Origin of the sequence: Streptomyces sp. NBC_01017 (genome assembly GCF_045162795.1) — a bacterium.
GTDB lineage: Bacteria > Actinomycetota > Actinomycetes > Streptomycetales > Streptomycetaceae > Streptomyces > Streptomyces machairae.
In genome coordinates this window covers 6922190-6937714 of record NZ_CP108683.1, presented here as the reverse complement: position 1 = coordinate 6937714, position 15525 = coordinate 6922190, and the positions used below count along the sequence as shown (strand labels likewise).

At 69.4% G+C, this 15525-nt stretch carries 20 protein-coding genes; 9 read left to right on the top strand and 11 right to left on the bottom strand.

The window, feature by feature from the left end:
• Positions 1 to 151: 151 nt before the first annotated feature.
• From OG331_RS31865 to OG331_RS31845, 5 genes are all read left to right on the top strand, one after another.
• On the top strand, positions 152 to 1381 hold the full coding sequence (locus OG331_RS31865) for a helix-turn-helix domain-containing protein (RefSeq protein WP_406202556.1): 1230 nt from the start codon (positions 152 to 154) through the stop codon (positions 1379 to 1381).
• Between the two features lie 76 nt (positions 1382 to 1457).
• Entirely contained in the window at positions 1458 to 1727 is a 270-nt protein-coding gene (locus OG331_RS31860; RefSeq protein WP_406202554.1) for a hypothetical protein, read from the top strand.
• A 155-nt stretch (positions 1728 to 1882) separates the two neighbouring features.
• The gene (locus OG331_RS31855) at positions 1883 to 2272 is read left to right on the top strand and encodes a hypothetical protein (protein ID WP_406202552.1); all 390 of its coding nucleotides are present in this window, start codon (positions 1883 to 1885) and stop codon (positions 2270 to 2272) included.
• A gap of 16 nt (positions 2273 to 2288) precedes the next feature.
• Positions 2289 to 2750: a hypothetical protein gene (locus OG331_RS31850; protein WP_406202550.1), complete on the top strand. Its 462-nt coding sequence runs from the start codon at positions 2289 to 2291 to the stop codon at positions 2748 to 2750.
• Positions 2747 to 3481: a hypothetical protein gene (locus OG331_RS31845; RefSeq protein ID WP_406202548.1), complete on the top strand. Its 735-nt coding sequence runs from the start codon at positions 2747 to 2749 to the stop codon at positions 3479 to 3481. The genes OG331_RS31850 and OG331_RS31845 overlap by 4 nt, the downstream gene beginning before the upstream one ends.
• A gap of 623 nt (positions 3482 to 4104) precedes the next feature.
• Here the strand turns inward: OG331_RS31845 and OG331_RS31840 are convergent.
• Positions 4105 to 4920 (bottom strand): hypothetical protein, encoded by an 816-nt coding sequence (locus tag OG331_RS31840; RefSeq protein WP_406202546.1) that lies wholly within the window; start codon positions 4918 to 4920, stop codon positions 4105 to 4107.
• Between OG331_RS31840 and OG331_RS31835 the strand changes: the two genes are divergently transcribed.
• A complete protein-coding gene (locus tag OG331_RS31835; protein WP_406202544.1) occupies positions 4909 to 5079 on the top strand; it encodes a hypothetical protein in 171 nt (56 codons plus the stop codon). The genes OG331_RS31840 and OG331_RS31835 overlap by 12 nt on opposite strands.
• Positions 5080 to 5221: 142 nt before the next feature.
• Positions 5222 to 5626, top strand: coding sequence for a hypothetical protein (locus OG331_RS31830; protein ID WP_406202542.1), 405 nt, complete (start codon positions 5222 to 5224; stop codon positions 5624 to 5626).
• 446 nt (positions 5627 to 6072) lie between these two features.
• Here OG331_RS31830 and OG331_RS31825 read toward each other — a convergent pair whose 3' ends face one another.
• The 5 genes from OG331_RS31825 to OG331_RS31805 form a co-directional block, all read right to left on the bottom strand.
• Positions 6073 to 6570 carry a pyridoxamine 5'-phosphate oxidase family protein gene (locus OG331_RS31825; RefSeq protein WP_406202540.1) on the bottom strand — a complete coding sequence of 166 codons (498 nt, stop codon included), beginning with the start codon at positions 6568 to 6570 and terminating at the stop codon, positions 6073 to 6075.
• A 28-nt stretch (positions 6571 to 6598) separates the two neighbouring features.
• Positions 6599 to 7039, bottom strand: a complete 441-nt coding sequence (locus OG331_RS31820) for a VOC family protein (protein WP_406202538.1) — start codon at positions 7037 to 7039, stop codon at positions 6599 to 6601.
• 286 nt (positions 7040 to 7325) lie between these two features.
• On the bottom strand, positions 7326 to 8189 hold the full coding sequence (locus tag OG331_RS31815) for an enoyl-CoA hydratase/isomerase family protein (protein ID WP_406202536.1): 864 nt from the start codon (positions 8187 to 8189) through the stop codon (positions 7326 to 7328).
• 64 nt (positions 8190 to 8253) lie between these two features.
• Positions 8254 to 9108, bottom strand: a complete 855-nt coding sequence (locus tag OG331_RS31810; protein WP_406202534.1) for an SDR family NAD(P)-dependent oxidoreductase — start codon at positions 9106 to 9108, stop codon at positions 8254 to 8256.
• A gap of 31 nt (positions 9109 to 9139) precedes the next feature.
• Positions 9140 to 10096: an NAD-dependent epimerase/dehydratase family protein gene (locus OG331_RS31805; protein ID WP_406202532.1), complete on the bottom strand. Its 957-nt coding sequence runs from the start codon at positions 10094 to 10096 to the stop codon at positions 9140 to 9142.
• 161 nt (positions 10097 to 10257) lie between these two features.
• On the opposite strand from OG331_RS31805, the gene OG331_RS31800 reads away from it, so the two are divergent.
• Positions 10258 to 11217: a D-2-hydroxyacid dehydrogenase family protein gene (locus tag OG331_RS31800; RefSeq protein ID WP_406202530.1), complete on the top strand. Its 960-nt coding sequence runs from the start codon at positions 10258 to 10260 to the stop codon at positions 11215 to 11217.
• Positions 11218 to 11226: 9 nt separating this feature from the next.
• Here the strand turns inward: OG331_RS31800 and OG331_RS31795 are convergent, their stop codons facing one another.
• The 5 genes from OG331_RS31795 to OG331_RS31775 all read right to left on the bottom strand — a co-directional run bounded on the left by OG331_RS31795 (position 11227) and on the right by OG331_RS31775 (position 14774).
• Positions 11227 to 11829 carry a DUF2087 domain-containing protein gene (locus OG331_RS31795; protein WP_406202528.1) on the bottom strand — a complete coding sequence of 201 codons (603 nt, stop codon included), beginning with the start codon at positions 11827 to 11829 and terminating at the stop codon, positions 11227 to 11229.
• A gap of 59 nt (positions 11830 to 11888) precedes the next feature.
• Positions 11889 to 12749 carry a tyrosinase family protein gene (locus OG331_RS31790; protein WP_406202526.1) on the bottom strand — a complete coding sequence of 287 codons (861 nt, stop codon included), beginning with the start codon at positions 12747 to 12749 and terminating at the stop codon, positions 11889 to 11891.
• Entirely contained in the window at positions 12733 to 13230 is a 498-nt protein-coding gene (locus OG331_RS31785) for a tyrosinase family oxidase copper chaperone (RefSeq protein WP_406202524.1), read from the bottom strand. Before OG331_RS31785 ends, OG331_RS31790 begins: the two co-directional genes overlap by 17 nt.
• A 90-nt stretch (positions 13231 to 13320) precedes the next feature.
• Positions 13321 to 13905 (bottom strand): vitamin K epoxide reductase family protein, encoded by a 585-nt coding sequence (locus OG331_RS31780; RefSeq protein WP_406210411.1) that lies wholly within the window; start codon positions 13903 to 13905, stop codon positions 13321 to 13323.
• A gap of 146 nt (positions 13906 to 14051) precedes the next feature.
• On the bottom strand, positions 14052 to 14774 hold the full coding sequence (locus OG331_RS31775) for a beta-glucanase (RefSeq protein WP_406202522.1): 723 nt from the start codon (positions 14772 to 14774) through the stop codon (positions 14052 to 14054).
• A gap of 415 nt (positions 14775 to 15189) precedes the next feature.
• Between OG331_RS31775 and OG331_RS31770 the strand changes: the two genes are divergently transcribed.
• Positions 15190 to 15459 (top strand): hypothetical protein, encoded by a 270-nt coding sequence (locus tag OG331_RS31770; RefSeq protein ID WP_406202520.1) that lies wholly within the window; start codon positions 15190 to 15192, stop codon positions 15457 to 15459.
• The last annotated feature ends 66 nt before the right edge of the window (positions 15460 to 15525 follow it).

Here is a 15525-nt window from a genome sequence, read left to right as displayed (position 1 = left end):
TGGTCAGAAACGGGAGCGACCCCCGTCGAGATGAGTCGACAGGGGTCGTGAGTGCTCCCCGAAGGGGCTGCATCCCAAGTATGACCCATGCGGACCGCAATCGGCAGTCGTACGCTGGTCGTTGAGTGCTCTCACCCGAGATGGGGTATCCATGATCAATCTCACTGGCTTGACCACCGGGGAGCGGATTAAGTACTACCGCACGAAGGCGGGCAAGACTCAGGCCGCCGTCGCCGGGCTCGTCGGCCGCTCCGATGACTGGCTCAGCAAGGTTGAGCGAAACGTCGTCAAGATCGACAGTCTCTCGATGCTGATCGCGATCGCTCGCGAGTTCGGCCTCGACAACGTCGCCGATCTCGTCGGCTCCGCCGTCGACTTGAGCCTCGGCAACGGCGCCGAGCATCCCTCGGTTCCGGGCATCCGGCGCGCGCTCAACACCCCGCCGTCGCTGCTCGGCGTCGGGCTGCCGGGCGACGCTCTCAACGGGTCGCAGCTCGGCGAGCGGGTCGTCGAGGCGTGGGGCATCTACGAGAAGGAGACAGAACGGTACGGGCCCGTCGGCGAGATGCTGCCGGGGCTGCTCGCCGAGTCGTACTCGACGCTGCGCTCGACGACGGGCGAGGACGAGCTCGAGGCAACCCGGGCGCTCGTGTCGTTGCTCCATCTGCATCAGGTGTTCTTGCGCCGCGTGGGCGAACGGAAGCTGTCGTTGCGCGCGGCCGACCGCGCGATGCAGATCGCGGACGAGACAGGCGACCCCGCGCTGATCGCGGCCGCCGCATGGAACGTGTGCGGCATCCTCACCTCGAGCGGCGAGGTCGCCGACTCGCTCGAGCTCGCCCGCACAACGATCGCGCACTGCCGGCCCGGCGAGGACGCCTCGCCCGAGCACCTCTCGGCGTACGGCGCGCTGCACCTCGCCGCCGTGATCGCCGCCGTCCGCGACAGCAAGGCGCCGACTGCATGGGATCTGTTGCGCGAGGCGGACAGCATCGCGAGCCGGCTCGGCACGGACGCGAACCACTTCCATACGTCGTTCGGGCCGACGAACGTGAACATGCACGGCGTGCACCTCGCGGCCGAAGAGGGCGACGTCGTCGAGGCGTTGCACCTCGCCGACAACGTCACGATTCCGGCCGACGGCGTGCTGCCGCTCGAGCGCACGACGCGGTATCTCGTCGAGGTCATGCACGCGAACCGTATGAGCGGCGACCAGTACGCGACGCTGCACATGCTGCGACAGATCATGGAAGCGTCACCCGAAGAGATCAAGTACTTCCCGCTTGTGCGCGAGGCAGTGCAATCGCTCATGAAGCGGCCGCGGCCGCACATGCATGCGGAACTGCACCGGATCGCCGAACACGTGGGCGTACTGGCCTAGTTGGCAACCCGGAACCCTAGGCGACCCGGAAAATTTTTCCGGGTCGCCTTCGTATGTGCGCCTTACGGTCAGTCACATGACGACGACTCAGCGAGGGCGCCGAGGGGTGACGTTGACCGCCAACCCCGCGCAAGGCGTACGGATTGAGCGCGACGGATCGTTAGAGATGACCCAAGCCGGCCGCTTCGCGATGCCGCTCTCGGTCACACAGAACGGCGCCGAGCTCGGCGTCGGCCGACTGATCCTCACGTACGAAAGCGCCGCCGAGCTGCACGCCGAGCTCGGGCGTCTGCTCTCTGCCGAGTCGAACACCCCGACTACTCCGGATGAGCGGAGCGAGACGTGACGACCAATGAGGCGGCGCCGCCGGGCGCACCGACACGACGAACCACACAGGACAGAATCCGCCGGGCGCAGCTCGCGGACGCAGCCGGCGGGTTCGACGGGCTCATGCCCGTTGACTGGATCAGGGACAGCGGAGCGAGCGTTAGCCGAACCCTGATGCTGTGGGATCAGGGGCAGCTCGCCGAGCTGCCCGCGGGTATCGGGTGGGACGTCGTTCGGATGGGACGTCACCGGGGTTGGCGCACCGTGACCGCGCTGCGCACGGCCGGCGCCGCGATCGGACCCGTGTTGCACACCGAGGCGCACGTCGAGGTTCTCGTGCCGCTCGGCTCGGTCGACGATTGGGACCAGGACGGCGCGACGGTCGTCGACCAGGGCGAGACGATCGCCCTACCGCCGCCCGCGATCGTCGCCCCGCGCACGGTCAACGCCCGCTCTTGGATCGCGCCCCCGGGCCCGCCCCTCACGGACGGGACGGCGCTGTATGAGGCGTACGCGGCCGCCGGCGCGAGCCTGGCAATGGACGGGGCGTCGAGTGACCGCTAACGCTGCCGTCGAGCCGGTGACGCTCGACGTAATCGTGTTCCTCAACGTGCGCACGTGGCTCGGCCAGACACCGGCCGGTGATCCTGTCCCCGCGCTGCTGCTGACGTACCCGGCGCAGCGGGCCGAGGGCGTCGACCCGGGCGTCGTCGAGGACGTCATGCGCCGAGTGGCGGTGTCGCTCGGCGCCGCCCCGGCCGGCTCCCCCGTGCCCGAGGTCGGGGTGCGCCTCGGCGTGCGGGGTGCCGATGCGCTGATGTGGTTCCCCGGCTGCGCGTACGCGCTCAAGATCGCCCGCCCCGAATGGGTGCGCGCCCTCGCGTCTTGTGGCCGCGCGCTGCTCGAGGTCGGGCTCGACGAGCTCTCGACAGTCGCCTCGGTCGCCGAGGTCGACGAGTACCGGCAGCACGCACACGACAGCGGCCGCATGCACCTCGCCCTCGCCGACGTCGGCCGGCGCCCCCTGGGGGGTGCGGCGTGAGGGCGTGCACGATCTGCGATGAGCCGATCAAGCCCGACGAGCCGTACAAGCGGCATGCGCGCAGCCGGAAGGAGGAGCGAACGCTGCCCGCCTTCTTTACGCACGACCGCTGTCGGCAGCGCCCCGCCGTCGTCCCGTTCATCGCGACATGGTCGGCCGAGAAGAACATCGTCGCGCCGAGGGTCGTCTCGCGGCTGACGGGCGGGATCGGCTACGTCGGCGAGGTTCCCGACGACCGCGACCGGGGCGTGCTGTGGGGGCGCGCACTCGACATGCGCGGCCGCGGCCGCCCGCTGTACGCCGACGTGCACCCCGGCCGGCAGCGCTTCGCCATGCGGCACGAGTTGTGCCAGGTGTGCGGCAAGCCCGCCAACTTTGACCCCCGCGGCACGCTGTGGCTGCTCGAAGATCGGCGCGGGGACTACCCGGGGTGGCCGAATGATCTGATGACCACGCACCCGCCGATCTGCCGGGCATGCGTGCCGACCGCGCGGGCGCAGTGCCGGCACCTGTGGGCGGGCTCCGTGACCGTGTTGGTCGGCCGGTCGGAGGTGTGCGGCGTCGTCGGGCAGCAGTACGCCCCGGGCGCCTTCGGGCCGCGCAAGGTACGAGATGACACGGTTCTGTTCGAGGAACCCGCGATTCAGTGGACGATCGCGTCACAGCTCGTCCGCGCGCTGTACGACTGCACGTTCGTCGACGTCGGGCGCGAGCTCGCTCGGCGTTCATAGACAGGGGCGGCCGAGCGGTGACGTGCTCCCCCTCCGTAACCCGCCGGCCGCCCCGTACCACTCCAGATCAGACCCCAGACCACCGGACGTACGTTCGAATCGTCTCAGGTCTGGGAAAGATCGTTGCGATCGGTGCCGAGTACAGGCATCGTTCCGGGCATCCGCCCCCCACGGCGGGCGTGAGGTTCACTCGCGCGAGGTTCCATCCGTCCCGATGACGGACACGCCCGGCCGCCCCGGTCGCCCTACGATGGGCAGCCGGGGCGGTTTCGCGTCTGACCAGGGGCGATATCCGGTCGGAGTTCCTCGGGAAGCCCTGAAAATGACAACAAGCGCTTCGGCGACTTTCGTTCGCGAGCGACCTGCGAAAACGCAGGTGAGCACATCGCTCAGGCCCGCGCACCTTCTAAGCGCTTGGCCGCAGGTTCGAGTCCTGCCGGGGGCGCCTAGTCTCCGCCCTCCCTCGGGAGGGCGTTTTTGCTGTTCAGAGCAGGTGCAGCCCGACATGACGAAGCCCCGGGCCCTCCCCTGACGATCAAGGGAGTGCTCCGGGGCCGTCCGGCTGTCACCGGGTTTTTGCGGGTGGCCGTGTCGAATACGTGTCGACGTTTCTTGGCCGGAGATCAGCCGGCGTCGGGCAACTCGGGGAGGTCTCCGGCTGCTTCGAGGCGCTTCTTCAAATCAGGAAGCTGCCCTCCGACACAGCGGGCGTACGTGGCGAGGAGTACCGGCACGCTGTTCCCGGCCCACTCGGCAACCTGCGCGGGCGGGATCCCGTCGTTGAGCCATTTGGTAAGTCGGGTGTGTCGGTTGTCGTACACCCGCCTCCCCGTGGGCGACTCGAAGACGTGCGGGGGCAAGACAGCCTTGCGCGCGCTGCGCCAGGCCCGGCGGATGACCGAACCCGCGAGGATGCCGCCCGCCTCCCCCTGGAACAGCAGATCTCCCGGCTTGAGCTGTTCGTCCTCGATGTGCTGCCGCAGGATGCGCGTCAGGGCGGGATGCCCCGGCGCGGTGCGCGTCTCGCCCTCGGCCCGGCCCTTCAGGTCGCGTTCCTCGTGGATCTCTCCGGTGTCGGTCCACTGCGTCCCGACCTCCGGAGTCGCCGTGTGGATCAGCAGCTCACACCACTGATCCCCGGCGTCAGCGTCGGGAATCGTCACGTCTTCCACTCGCGTGGCTGTGGCTTCCTCCGGTCGCAGACGGCAGAAATACAGCGTGGCGAAGAACGCGTGCAGCCGCCTTCCCCCACGGGGCCGGCGCCGGATCCAGTCGAGAAGTGCCGCCGCCTGGTCCGCATTCGGCAAGGACCGCTTGTCCACGGCATTGCTGGTCTTGGCGACAGCCGTCGACTCCTTGCCCTTGGGGAGGGGGTTGGTCCACAGAACACGCCGCCGGATCGCGGCTGCACGACCGGGGGGCCAGAGGTGATCACCCAAGAAATCCTCGGGCACGAGCGCGCCGGCGAGGTGACTTGGAGCTACACGCACACGGCGGCCTACTACACCGGCCAAGTCCTCGCGGCCCTGGAGGACGGGAAGCTTGGGGTGCCGACACGGAAGCCGACCCGTCGACTTCGGGTGATGTCAGCGGCATGACAATATGCGTCGTCGAACGGCCGCGACCCAACATAGGATGCCGTCGCGAACTTGTTCGGGAAGTCTTCCCGAACCGCGCGGAGTTCATGGGGGAAGAGTGTTTCGTCGTACTGCCGCTGCCATAGCAAGTGTGGTCGGTGTCATGGCTCTCGGCGCCACACCGGCGTCCGCCAGCCCGACTGTCAACTGGAAGCCCGTAAAGACCAACTCGAATTGGCACTGCACGACCCAGCAGGGAACTGACATCCCTGGTGTCAACGTCAAGATGTGCATCGTGACGAACGCGGCGGGCTACGCCCAGGGCGTTCTCGTCGCTCAGAACGCGTCGTCGCAGCACGTCGGGATCAAGGGTCGTATCCGCTTCGAGTCGCAGTACGGCGGAGACGTCTGGTGTGAGTGGAGCCAGCTGTCGAAGGGGGCGACCGCTGGATGCTATGCACCGACGGTTGGGCCCTTCTACCAGACCACAAGCACGGCGACTGGCGACCTGACCGTCGATGGGTACACGACTCGGGTCATCATGGGCCAGGTTGAGCTGCCTCGCTGATTGTAGATTCGCTGCTGCGTCGCAGTTCAGATGACCTGCGGAGATCCACAGTTAGGCCTGAATCCTGAAATAAGGATGAGGCCGCACCGCAAAGCCTCTGCACGACAGGGGCGTCGTCCTCAACTGGTGGACGGCGCCCTGCTGGATTGACTGAGCCATTGAGACTTCGCCGACCTCGCGTGACCGCGAACTGCTCGAAGCGGTTGACGCGAAGTCTGCGGCCAAGAAGCGTCACTACGACACAGCCATCGTGGCGGCTCAGGTTGAGGCCGTTGAGGCGGTTGAGGCGGTTGAGGCGATCTTCGCCCTGGCCGCAGCTGTAGCCGAGCAGGGGACAAGCGCACACCCCGCATCTTCTAAGCGCTTGGCCGCAGGTTCGAGTCCTGCCGGGGGCGCACAGTCTCCGCCCTCCTTCGGGAGGGCGGGTTTGCTGTTCGGGACGGGATTCAGGCGCCCTGGCGCTCGGCCCGCTGTCGGGCCAGCTCTTCGACCGCGGTCGGTAGCGTCGTCTCGAAATCGATCAGCTTGGCCCAGGTCGGGGTCACCACGATCCGGACCATGCCGTCGTACAGCGAGCGCACCTCGGCCTCCCATTCGACCCGCTGCTCGGCCGACATCTGGTAGCTGCCGTTGATCTGCAGGTACTCCTCGGGAATGCCGTCGACGACCTCCAGCTCGGCCCTGCCGCGGATCAGCAGGATCTTCGGCGGGTGGACCTCGGTGTCGATCGTGAGCGCGACCATCGGGTTCGCCCGCAGCGACGGGAGTTTGGGCGCGTTCGTCGCCGTACACATGACGATGTGCGACCCGTTCCAGATGAAGGCGATCGGTACGTTTCGCGGGGTTGCGTCCTTGGCGACGTAGGCCAGGCGGGTCACGTCACGGGCCAGCAGCTCCTGGCTGATCGGGCGGTTCAGGACCTCGGTGATCTCGTTCGGCTGCATGGTTCGGTTCCTCCTTCTCAACTAACACTCAGCGCAGCTGCTCGGCCAGTCCGACGATGATGCCCTCCGGGCCGCGGAGGTAGCAGAGCAGATAGCTGTCCTCGAACCGGGCGATCTCGCCGACGAGTTCGGCGCCGTGAGGGCGCAGGCGGGCAACGGTGTCCTTGAGGTCGTCGACGGCGAACATGACACGGTGCGTGCCCAGCACGTTGTGCGGCCGGTTGCGCGGCCCGTCGCTGATCACCGCGGGGCTGTGGTACTTCGACAGCTCGAGCCGGCTGTGGCCGTCCGGGGTCCGGACCATCGCGATGTCACAGCGGACGCCGTCGAGTCCGGTGCACTGGTCGGCGACGAGGCCCCCGACCTCCACCCTGCCCTCCAGCTCCATACCGAGTTCCACGAAGAACGCGATGGCGGCATCCATGTCCTCGACGACGATGCCGACGTTGTCCATCCGCTGAATCGCCATGCCGGTTTCTCCTTCTTCCTCGTGCGGCCGGTGGTGGCCGCTGCTGTCCCTGGGACGGAGCCGGTCGCACGTTCTCGACATCCGCAGACGGTGGAACTCCAAAAAATCTGGATCGCGCCTCGGGTGAGATTCATCCGGATGCACCAGCCCGCCGCCGGCACGCTGAGAACGGCTCCCACTGAGAAGGCCGACACCGTGGTTGCTGCGCTGTTCACGAGCGTGCGGGAGTGGGCCACGCCGCTCGACTGTCCGCGACGGCCCCAGTCGACGGCCTCAGTCGACGGCCTCAGTCGACGGCCGGCAAGTTGCCCAACGCCTCTCCAAGCGCGAGCTCGGTGGCGCCCCGGGACTGGAGGCCCTGCTTGAAGAGCTCGGCCGTACGCTGCGTTGCCTTCTCACCGCGGACGAGTTGCTGGAACAGTGCGGCGTCTGCGCGCACTTCGGCGGGCGTGGGCAGGCTGATGGCGTTGATGGCCGACTTGGCCGCGATCAGGGCGTCGCGGGGGAAGCCGCCGATCCGCGCGGCGATGCCTGCCACGAGCTCGTCGAGTTCGGCGTCGGGGACGGCACGGTTGACCCATCCGTAGCGCTCGGCGAGGCCGGCGTCGAAGTCCGATGAGGTCAGTACGGCTTCGAGTGCTCGGCCCCGGCCCAGCAAACGGGTGAGGTGCTGGATCCCGCCCGCGCCCGGGGGTGTTCCGATTCCCACTTCGGGCTGGCTGAGGATGGCGTTCTCCCGCGCGGCGAAGCGCATGTCGCAGGCGAGGAGGAACTCACTGCCCGCTCCCCGGGCCCGGCCGCGCAGCTTGGCGATGGTGACGGCCGGGAGCCGGCTCAGCTTGCGGAACAGCATTCCCAGGGACGCGTCACCGGGGCCTCCGGCCTTCGCGGCCTCGGCGGTGTACTCGGCGACTTTCGTCAGGTCGACGTGCGGGAAGAAGAAGTCGGCGTCCGCGCTGTCGAAGATCACCACTCGTGGGGCGGTCGGGGCCGACAGTTCGTCCAGCAGCGCGACCAGGTCCCGCACGACCTCGGGGCCGATGAGGTTCAGCGGCGGGGCGTGGAACGTGGCGGACAGCACGTTGCCGTCCAGCCTGGTGATGATGGTTTCGTACGACGCGGTCATCCCGATCTTCCCGTCCTCGCTCATCCTGAGCTCCCACCTGAAGATCACAACATATCGGGCCAATCCGGTCAGTGTCGGTCAGTGCCGGTCACAAGTCCGTGCCGCCGCCGACGTCGAGGTACTGGCCGGTGATCCAGCGAGCTGCGTCGGAGGCGAGGAACCCCACCACGTCCGCCACGTCGGCAGGCCTGCCGATCCGGTCGAAGACGGACCGTGCGGCCAGGGCGGCCCGTGCTTCGGGCGTCGTCCGGCGGCGGGCGTTCATGTCCGTCTCGATGAACCCGGGCCCGACCGTGTTGACGGTGATCCCGCGGCCACCGAGCTCCTTGGCCAGACCCAGGGTCATCGTGTCCAGCGCACCCTTGGACATGGCGTACGCGAGGGACTCGGGGAAGGCGCGCCGTGAGGCGAGCGAGGAGATGTTGATGATGCGCCCGCCGTCCCGCATCCGCGGCAGCGCGTTCTGCACGAGGAAGAACGGCGCCTTGGCGTTGACGGCGATCATGCGGTCGAAGATCTCGGAAGTGGCCTGACTCACGGGGCCCGAACCGCTCGTGCCCGCGTTGTTCACCAGGATGTCGAGCGAGCCTTCGGCGGCCGGCACCGATTCGCCCTCCTCCCCCGCGCCCTCCTCCCACTCGCTCTCCTCCCCCGCGCCGTACCGCCCGTACTCCTCCCGCTCCTTCCGCAAGCCCGCGTCGAACGCCTCGAAGACGGCCCCGGCGTCACCCGGCACCCCCAGCTCGGCCCCCAGCGCGAAGGCACGCCCGCCGCTCTGCCGTATCTCCTCGACGAGTTCCAGGGCGGCGGCCTCGCTGCGGCCGTAGTGGACGCCGACCAGCGCCCCGTCCTGGGCGAGGCGCCCGGCGATGGCTCTGCCGATGCCCCGGCCGGCCCCGGTGACCAGTGCGATCTTGCCCGTCAATGTGCTGTTGCTGTCCACGAAGTCCCTGCCCCTGCCCCTTCCCTGCCCTTCAGCGATCCAGGAACCGCCGGTACCACGACGCCTGTTCCGCCATGCCCTGCGCGAAACCGGCCCCGGGTTCCACCCCTGCGCCCGCCCAGAAACCGTCGTCCGCGAACCAGTGGTCCACGGCGAGCATGTCGAGGTGGTGCAGTGCGCGCGGCTGCCCGGCGAGGCGGGCCCGCGCCTCGTCGATGTCGACGGGTACGCCCGGCAGGTGCGGGGCGAGGCGGTCGGCCACCGTGTCCAGCAGTTCCGAACAGGCAACCGGATCGGGGTGGTTGACGTGATGGACGCCGGCCAGGTCCTGGGCCGACAGACCGGCGGCGACCACCGCGCGTCCCAACGCCCGTACGTCGACGACCGAGTGCCGGGCGGCGCCGCCCTTCAGCCCCGCCGACAGCAGCCCCATCAGGCCGACCAGGCCGGGCACCACCCAACGGTCGCCGGCGCCGAGCACGAGGTGCGGGCGCAGTACGACGCCGCCCGCGTCCAGCACATACCGTTCGGCGGCGGCACGGGCACGGCTGGTCGGCGAGGCCGGTGCGAGCGGCAACTCGCGCGGGAGAGCACCGGTGAAGGGCCCCCGGCCGTACACGGCGGCCGTACTGACGTAGACGACGCGGGACACACCCGCGCGCGTCCCCTCCTCGACGAGGGCGCGGGTGCCGTGGTCGTTGACGGCCTCGGTGAGCGGTATGTCGTCGCCTATGTGGGAGGCACAGTGCAGTACGACGTCGACGCCGTCGCAGACACCACGCAGCGACGGCGCATCGGCCAGGTCGGCCCGGACGACGTCCGCCGCGCGGCCACCGTCGGCGCCGCCGCCGTCCGTTGGCAGGCTCGCCGGATCGCGCAGCAGGAGCCGCACCGGGTTCGGCGTGTCGCGCTGCGCCTCCCGGAGGGCGGTGACGACATGACTGCCGATGAAGCCGCTGCCTCCGGTGACGAGGATGCGTGGTGACAAGGTGGGCCCCTCCCTGACGGACTACGGACGAACGAACGACGGACGACGGGTCGCACGCGTGATCAACGGTCGGTGACGGACCCGCTGCTGGTCAATCCGCCCTCGCGCCACGCGTCGTAGAGTCGATCCAGTCGGTGCCCCGGCCATGGAGAGGAACCACCGTGCGGCTGCGCTGTGCTGTGCTCGACGACTTCCAGAACGTCGCGACCGAAGTCGCCGACTGGTCGCCGCTCGCGGACGACGTGGAGGTCGTCCAGTTCACGACCCACGTCCCCGGCGAGGACGCCCTGGCCGAGGCCCTCGCCGACTTCGACATCGTGGTCACCCTGCGCGAACGCGTCCCCTTCCCCGGCTCCCTGCTCGCCCGGCTCCCGCGACTGAAGCTGCTGATCGCCTCCGGCATGCGCAACACGGTCATCGACTACGCCGCCGCCGAGGCGCACGGCGTCACCGTCTGCGGTACGGCGAGTTCCGCCACGCCGCCCGTCGAGCTCACCTGGGCCCTGCTGCTGGGCCTCGCCCGCGGCCTCGTCCCGGAGAGCAACGCCCTGCGCTCGGGCGGCCCCTGGCAGCACACCGTCGGCGCCGACCTGCACGGCCGCCGGCTCGGCGTGCTCGGCCTGGGGAAGATCGGCAGCCGGGTGGCCCAGGTCGGCCTCGCCTTCGGGATGCACGTCAGCGCGTGGAGCCAGAACCTCACCAAGGAGTACGCGGACGAGGTCGGCGTCCACCTGGCCCCCTCCAAGGAGGCCCTGCTCGCCGACAGTGACTTCGTCTCCGTCCACCTCGCCCTGAGCGACCGCACCCGCGGCCTCGTCGGCCCCGCCGAGATCGCCCTGCTCAAGCCCACTGCGTATCTGATCAACACCTCACGCGCGGCGATCGTCGACCAGGACGCCCTGCTCGACGCCCTGCACGAGGGCCGCATCGCCGGCGCCGGCGTCGACGTCTTCGACACCGAGCCCCTCCCCGCCGGCCACCCGATGCGCACCGCGCCGCGCCTGCTCGCCACACCCCACCTGGGCTATGTCTCGCAGGCCAACTACGCGACGTACTACGGCCATGCGGTCGAGGACATCCAGGCGTACCTGGCGGGTTCACCGGTGCGGCTGCTGCCCTGACGGCCGCGGTCAGGCGATGTCGGCCGCCGCCTGCTCGGCCTCGGCGGGGCGCCGGTAGATCCCCTCGCTCCGGCGCAGATGATGCAGGTCGACCAGGTAGCGCCGGAGCGTCACATGGTCGATGTCGTCGCTGTCCTCGCACCAGGCGCGCAGCTTCTCGTTGACGGTCCGCTCCGGGTACTCGACGCCCGGCTCGAAGGTCTGCTCGGCGATGTGCCGCAGCACCAGCTTCTTGCGGGTCCACCGCGCCGGGAGCCGGACCAGCCGCCCGTCCCGGACGAAGGTCCGCAGGACCATGTCGGTGGGCCCGTCGCCGGAGGCGGGGTCCGGGTCCGCCCCGTTGCCGTCCTCCCGCCGCGCCGCCGCCCGCACCTGCTCCTTGAACAGGCCGTACGCCACGGCCAGTTCCCCGTCGTCCCCGGCCGTCACCACGCCCTGCTCCCGCAGCCGCCGCAGCGACACGGCGGTCTCCTTCGCGGACAGCCCCGCCACCAGGGCGACCTGCTCGGCGCTCCGCGCCCCGAGCGCCACGGCGGCGAAGGCGCGCACCCGGGTCTCTTCGGCGAACAGCCGGACCAGTTGTTCCGTTTGTTCCGTCGGATCGGTTGCCATGTCCGGAGGCTAGCTGCCTTGGACCGCGGGGCCGAGCGATTTCCCGGTGGGCCGGGGCGTCAGGCGTACCGGTAGATCTTGGACACGTCCTCCAGCTCGTCCGGGGTCACGTCCCAGGGCGGCAGCCGCTCGTCCCGGGCGACGATCCGGCGGTACTGCCGGCTGTCCCGGCCGGGCGGCTTCGCCGGCAGATAACGGTGTTTGCGGTGGCGTCGCTGCCAGCGCTGCCACTGCATGTCCACGAAGGCGTGGTGCAGCCAGAAGACGGGATCGTTGACGGACGCGCCGCCGAGCATGGCGCCCCCGACCCAGCGGTGCACCCGGTTGTGGTTGCGCCAGGAGTCCCTGCCGGTGCCCCACCCCTCCAGCTTGTTGCGGAAGCCCTTGGTGACCGTCGAGTCCCACGGGGCGGCGTCGTAGACCGGGTCGTCGAGGGCCTGCTTCAGGTCGGCCTTGGTGGGCAGGGCCATCGGGTTGCGGGAGCGGCCCAGGTCCCGGGTGAGGAAGTTGCCGTCGGTGATGTTCGCCCGGATGGTCCAGTTGCCGGTCCGGTAGGCGAACGGCCCGGTCATCACCTGCCGGTCCCCGGGCCGCCCGTTGCCGCCGAGCAGCTCGCCGGTCCACGGCAGCGAGGTGGTCTTCCGGTCCCGGGTCCAGTCCCAGTACGGCACGGTCACCGAGGAGTCGACCCGGCGCAGCGCGTTCTCCAGGTCCAGCACGAACCTGCGGTGCCAGGGCAGGAAGGAGGGCGCCATGTGGGCGGCGCGCAGCCCCCGGTGGCCGTCCCCGACGAAGTGCGCGATGTGCAGCCGTACGAACTCGTCGTACTCGCCGCGCCGTTTGATCTCCAGCAGCGCCTCGACGAACCGCCGCCGCTCGGAGCGCGTCAGCTTGGTCACGTTCTTACGCACGTACGCCATGCTGCGCCTCCCCGTGCGGGTACCCGCCACCGAACGGCCCGGGAGCCAGGTCACGCAGTCGCCCGCCGGACCCGAGTTCGTCGACGGCCGCGCGGGTGGCCTCCAGCGGAGTGCGGTACCAGCCGTAGTGGTCGACCATGCTCAGCCAGGTGCCGTCGGCACGGCGCATCAGGTGCAGCGGCCGGCCGTCCACGGTGACGTGCCAGGCGACGTCCAGGGCGGTGAGGCCGCCGAGGGACATGGCTGCGCCCTTGATACGGCGGCCGCGGTAGGTCTCGTCGAAGGCGGTGTCGGTGTCCGGAGGTCGCTCCGCCGACCGGGAGGGCCGGGATGCGGTGACGACCGGGGCGAGCGCCACGGCGGCGGAGGCGAACAGCAGCCGCCCCAACTCCCGCCGTGTCCGCCGCTCCGGCCCGCCGCTCACCGTGGTGCCCGCCCCCTGCACCGCACCCACCGAGACCCCGTCTGCACTGACGGCCATCGCTCACTCCTCGTACGGTTCGGCTGTTCGTACGAGTAACCGAGCAGGTTGCCCCGCGGTCACCGCCGAAGCGCCCATACGGTGCAATGGTCAGCTCGTCCAGAAGTCCCACCAGCGGGTCAGGATCAGCATTCCGACGATGCCGATGTGCAGCACCGGAAGCACCCAGGTGAACTCGGCGAGGAACGTCTTCACCGGGCCCGGCGCGGGCAGGAAGCCGTTGCGCACGGTGAAGGACGTCACGTACCAGAACAGCGGGATCGTCGCGAGCCAGGCCAGGCAGCACCACAGGCACAGGGCGTTGATCCGGTACAGGGACTCGAACTGCAGCCAGGACACGAACCCGACCCCGAAGAGACAGCCGGCCCCGAAGGTCAGCCAGTACCAGCGCGGGAACGCCGCCCCGGCCAGCAGGCTGACGCCGACGCAGATCACGATGGCGTAGGCCGCCAGGCCCAGCATCGGGTTGGGGAACCCGAAGGCCTCGGCCTGGTCGCTCTCCATGACGCTGCCGCAGGAGACGACGGGGTTCAGGCTGCAGCCGGGGACGAAGTCCGGGTCCTCCAGCAGCTTGAACTTGTCGAGGGTGATGACCCAGGAGGCCAGCAGCCCGGCCGCCCCGCAGAGCACCAGCAGCAGGGCGAACGCCCGGCTGCCGCCGGCGGTCCGGCGCATCGGCCGCGCAGAGGCGTTTGAGTCAGGGGCCACCGCGCGACCTTATCGACGGCCCGCGCAGCGTTCCGGTGCCCGCTCACCCGACCGGCCGACAGCTCGGGGGACCGTCCGCCCGAACGAGGGACGCGGACCGCTTGTGGATGTGGTCAGCGGTAGACGCGGAGGTAGTCGACGTCGAAGGTGAGCGGGGCCGGGTCGCAGGGGGCCGCGTGGTACTGCCCGGCGCACAGCGACAGGTTGAGGATCGGATACGCCGACCAGCCGTGGCCGACGCCGGTTCCGTCGGAGAAGACGCGGTCGCCGTTGACGTACCACTCGACGCAGGTCGCGCCGAGGGCGGTGCCGATGGTCACCCATCTGTCGGGGCCGATCGCGTCGACGTCGGTGTGGTACGTCGAGGCGTGGTTGACGTGGTTGGACAGCTCCAGCAGGTGCGGGTTGTCCGAGTGGTACTCGAAGCAGTCGACCTCGTTCTCGCCGTCCTTCCAGGTCCACAGCGCCGGCCAGGCTCCGGTCCCGCAGGGCAGTCTGACGCGGGTCTCCATGTAGTCCCCGGCCCGGACCCGGAACTCCTCGGCGGAGTACTCGGTGGTGAGCAGGCCGGTGTGCCAGGCCTGCCGGCCGTTCTCCAGGGTGCGGCCGGCCGGGGTGGCGGTGAAGGTGGCCACGCCGCCTGAGACGGTCACCGCGCCGGGGGTGAGCCAGTCGAGCTTGTTGTCGTCGGGGTTGTGATCGCAGTAGCGGTAGGCGCTCGATCTGTCGCCGGTCCATCTGGCGCCCCAGGCGACCGGTGCGGTGAATTCCTCCGCCCAGATGAGCGACCTGCCAAGGGCCGCGGCCGGCGTGAAAACGTCGCTGTCGGTGGTCATGCCGGCGAGGGTAGACCGCGGGACGGTCCGAACCGGACCGGCTCGACGAAGGTTCCGTTCGACAATTCTTAAATTCATCTTTTTGATCGCGCAAGCGGCCCAACCTCTGCCCGGCACCACCATACGATGAATTGATTCGTCGACCAGATGCCAATCGATCCGAATCCCGTTGCGCATTCCATTCTCCACTCCACCGACTTTCATGCGTATGGAGTAACGCGTCGCTTTTGCAGCGCTGTTGGACTGCTATGTTCTCCAACCGTCGGATCAGAGGTACTTTCAAGCGAGGTGAATGATGAAGAAGGCAGTTCTCACCACTGCGGCTTTGGCCATCGGTGCGGGTCTTGTGGGTGGCTCGGCCGCCGCGGCGGTGGCCGCCGGAGGATCGGGAAGCCCTGCCGGGCCGCTCGGTCTCATGTCCCCGACCAAGGTGACGCCGGCGGTGGTGCCCGCGGCCGACACCGTGGCGCGACTGGCCAGCGACGGCGGGATCGCCAAGGGCAGCGCGTTCGACAAGAAGAACTCGGGGGGCATGTCCGGCGTATACCTGGACGGTATGGACCCGGATGCCGCCAAGCGGCCCACGATTCCGGTGAAGAACCCGGCCGGCAGCGGCACCGTCCAGGTCCGCCCGCTGCAGGCCCCGACCGCGTCCGGTCTCGGCACCTTGCTCCCCAAAAAGTGACGACCCGGCAACCGTACGAGTCGGCCGTACCGGCGAAAGCCGGCCCCGGATTTCTGAGACTCTGAT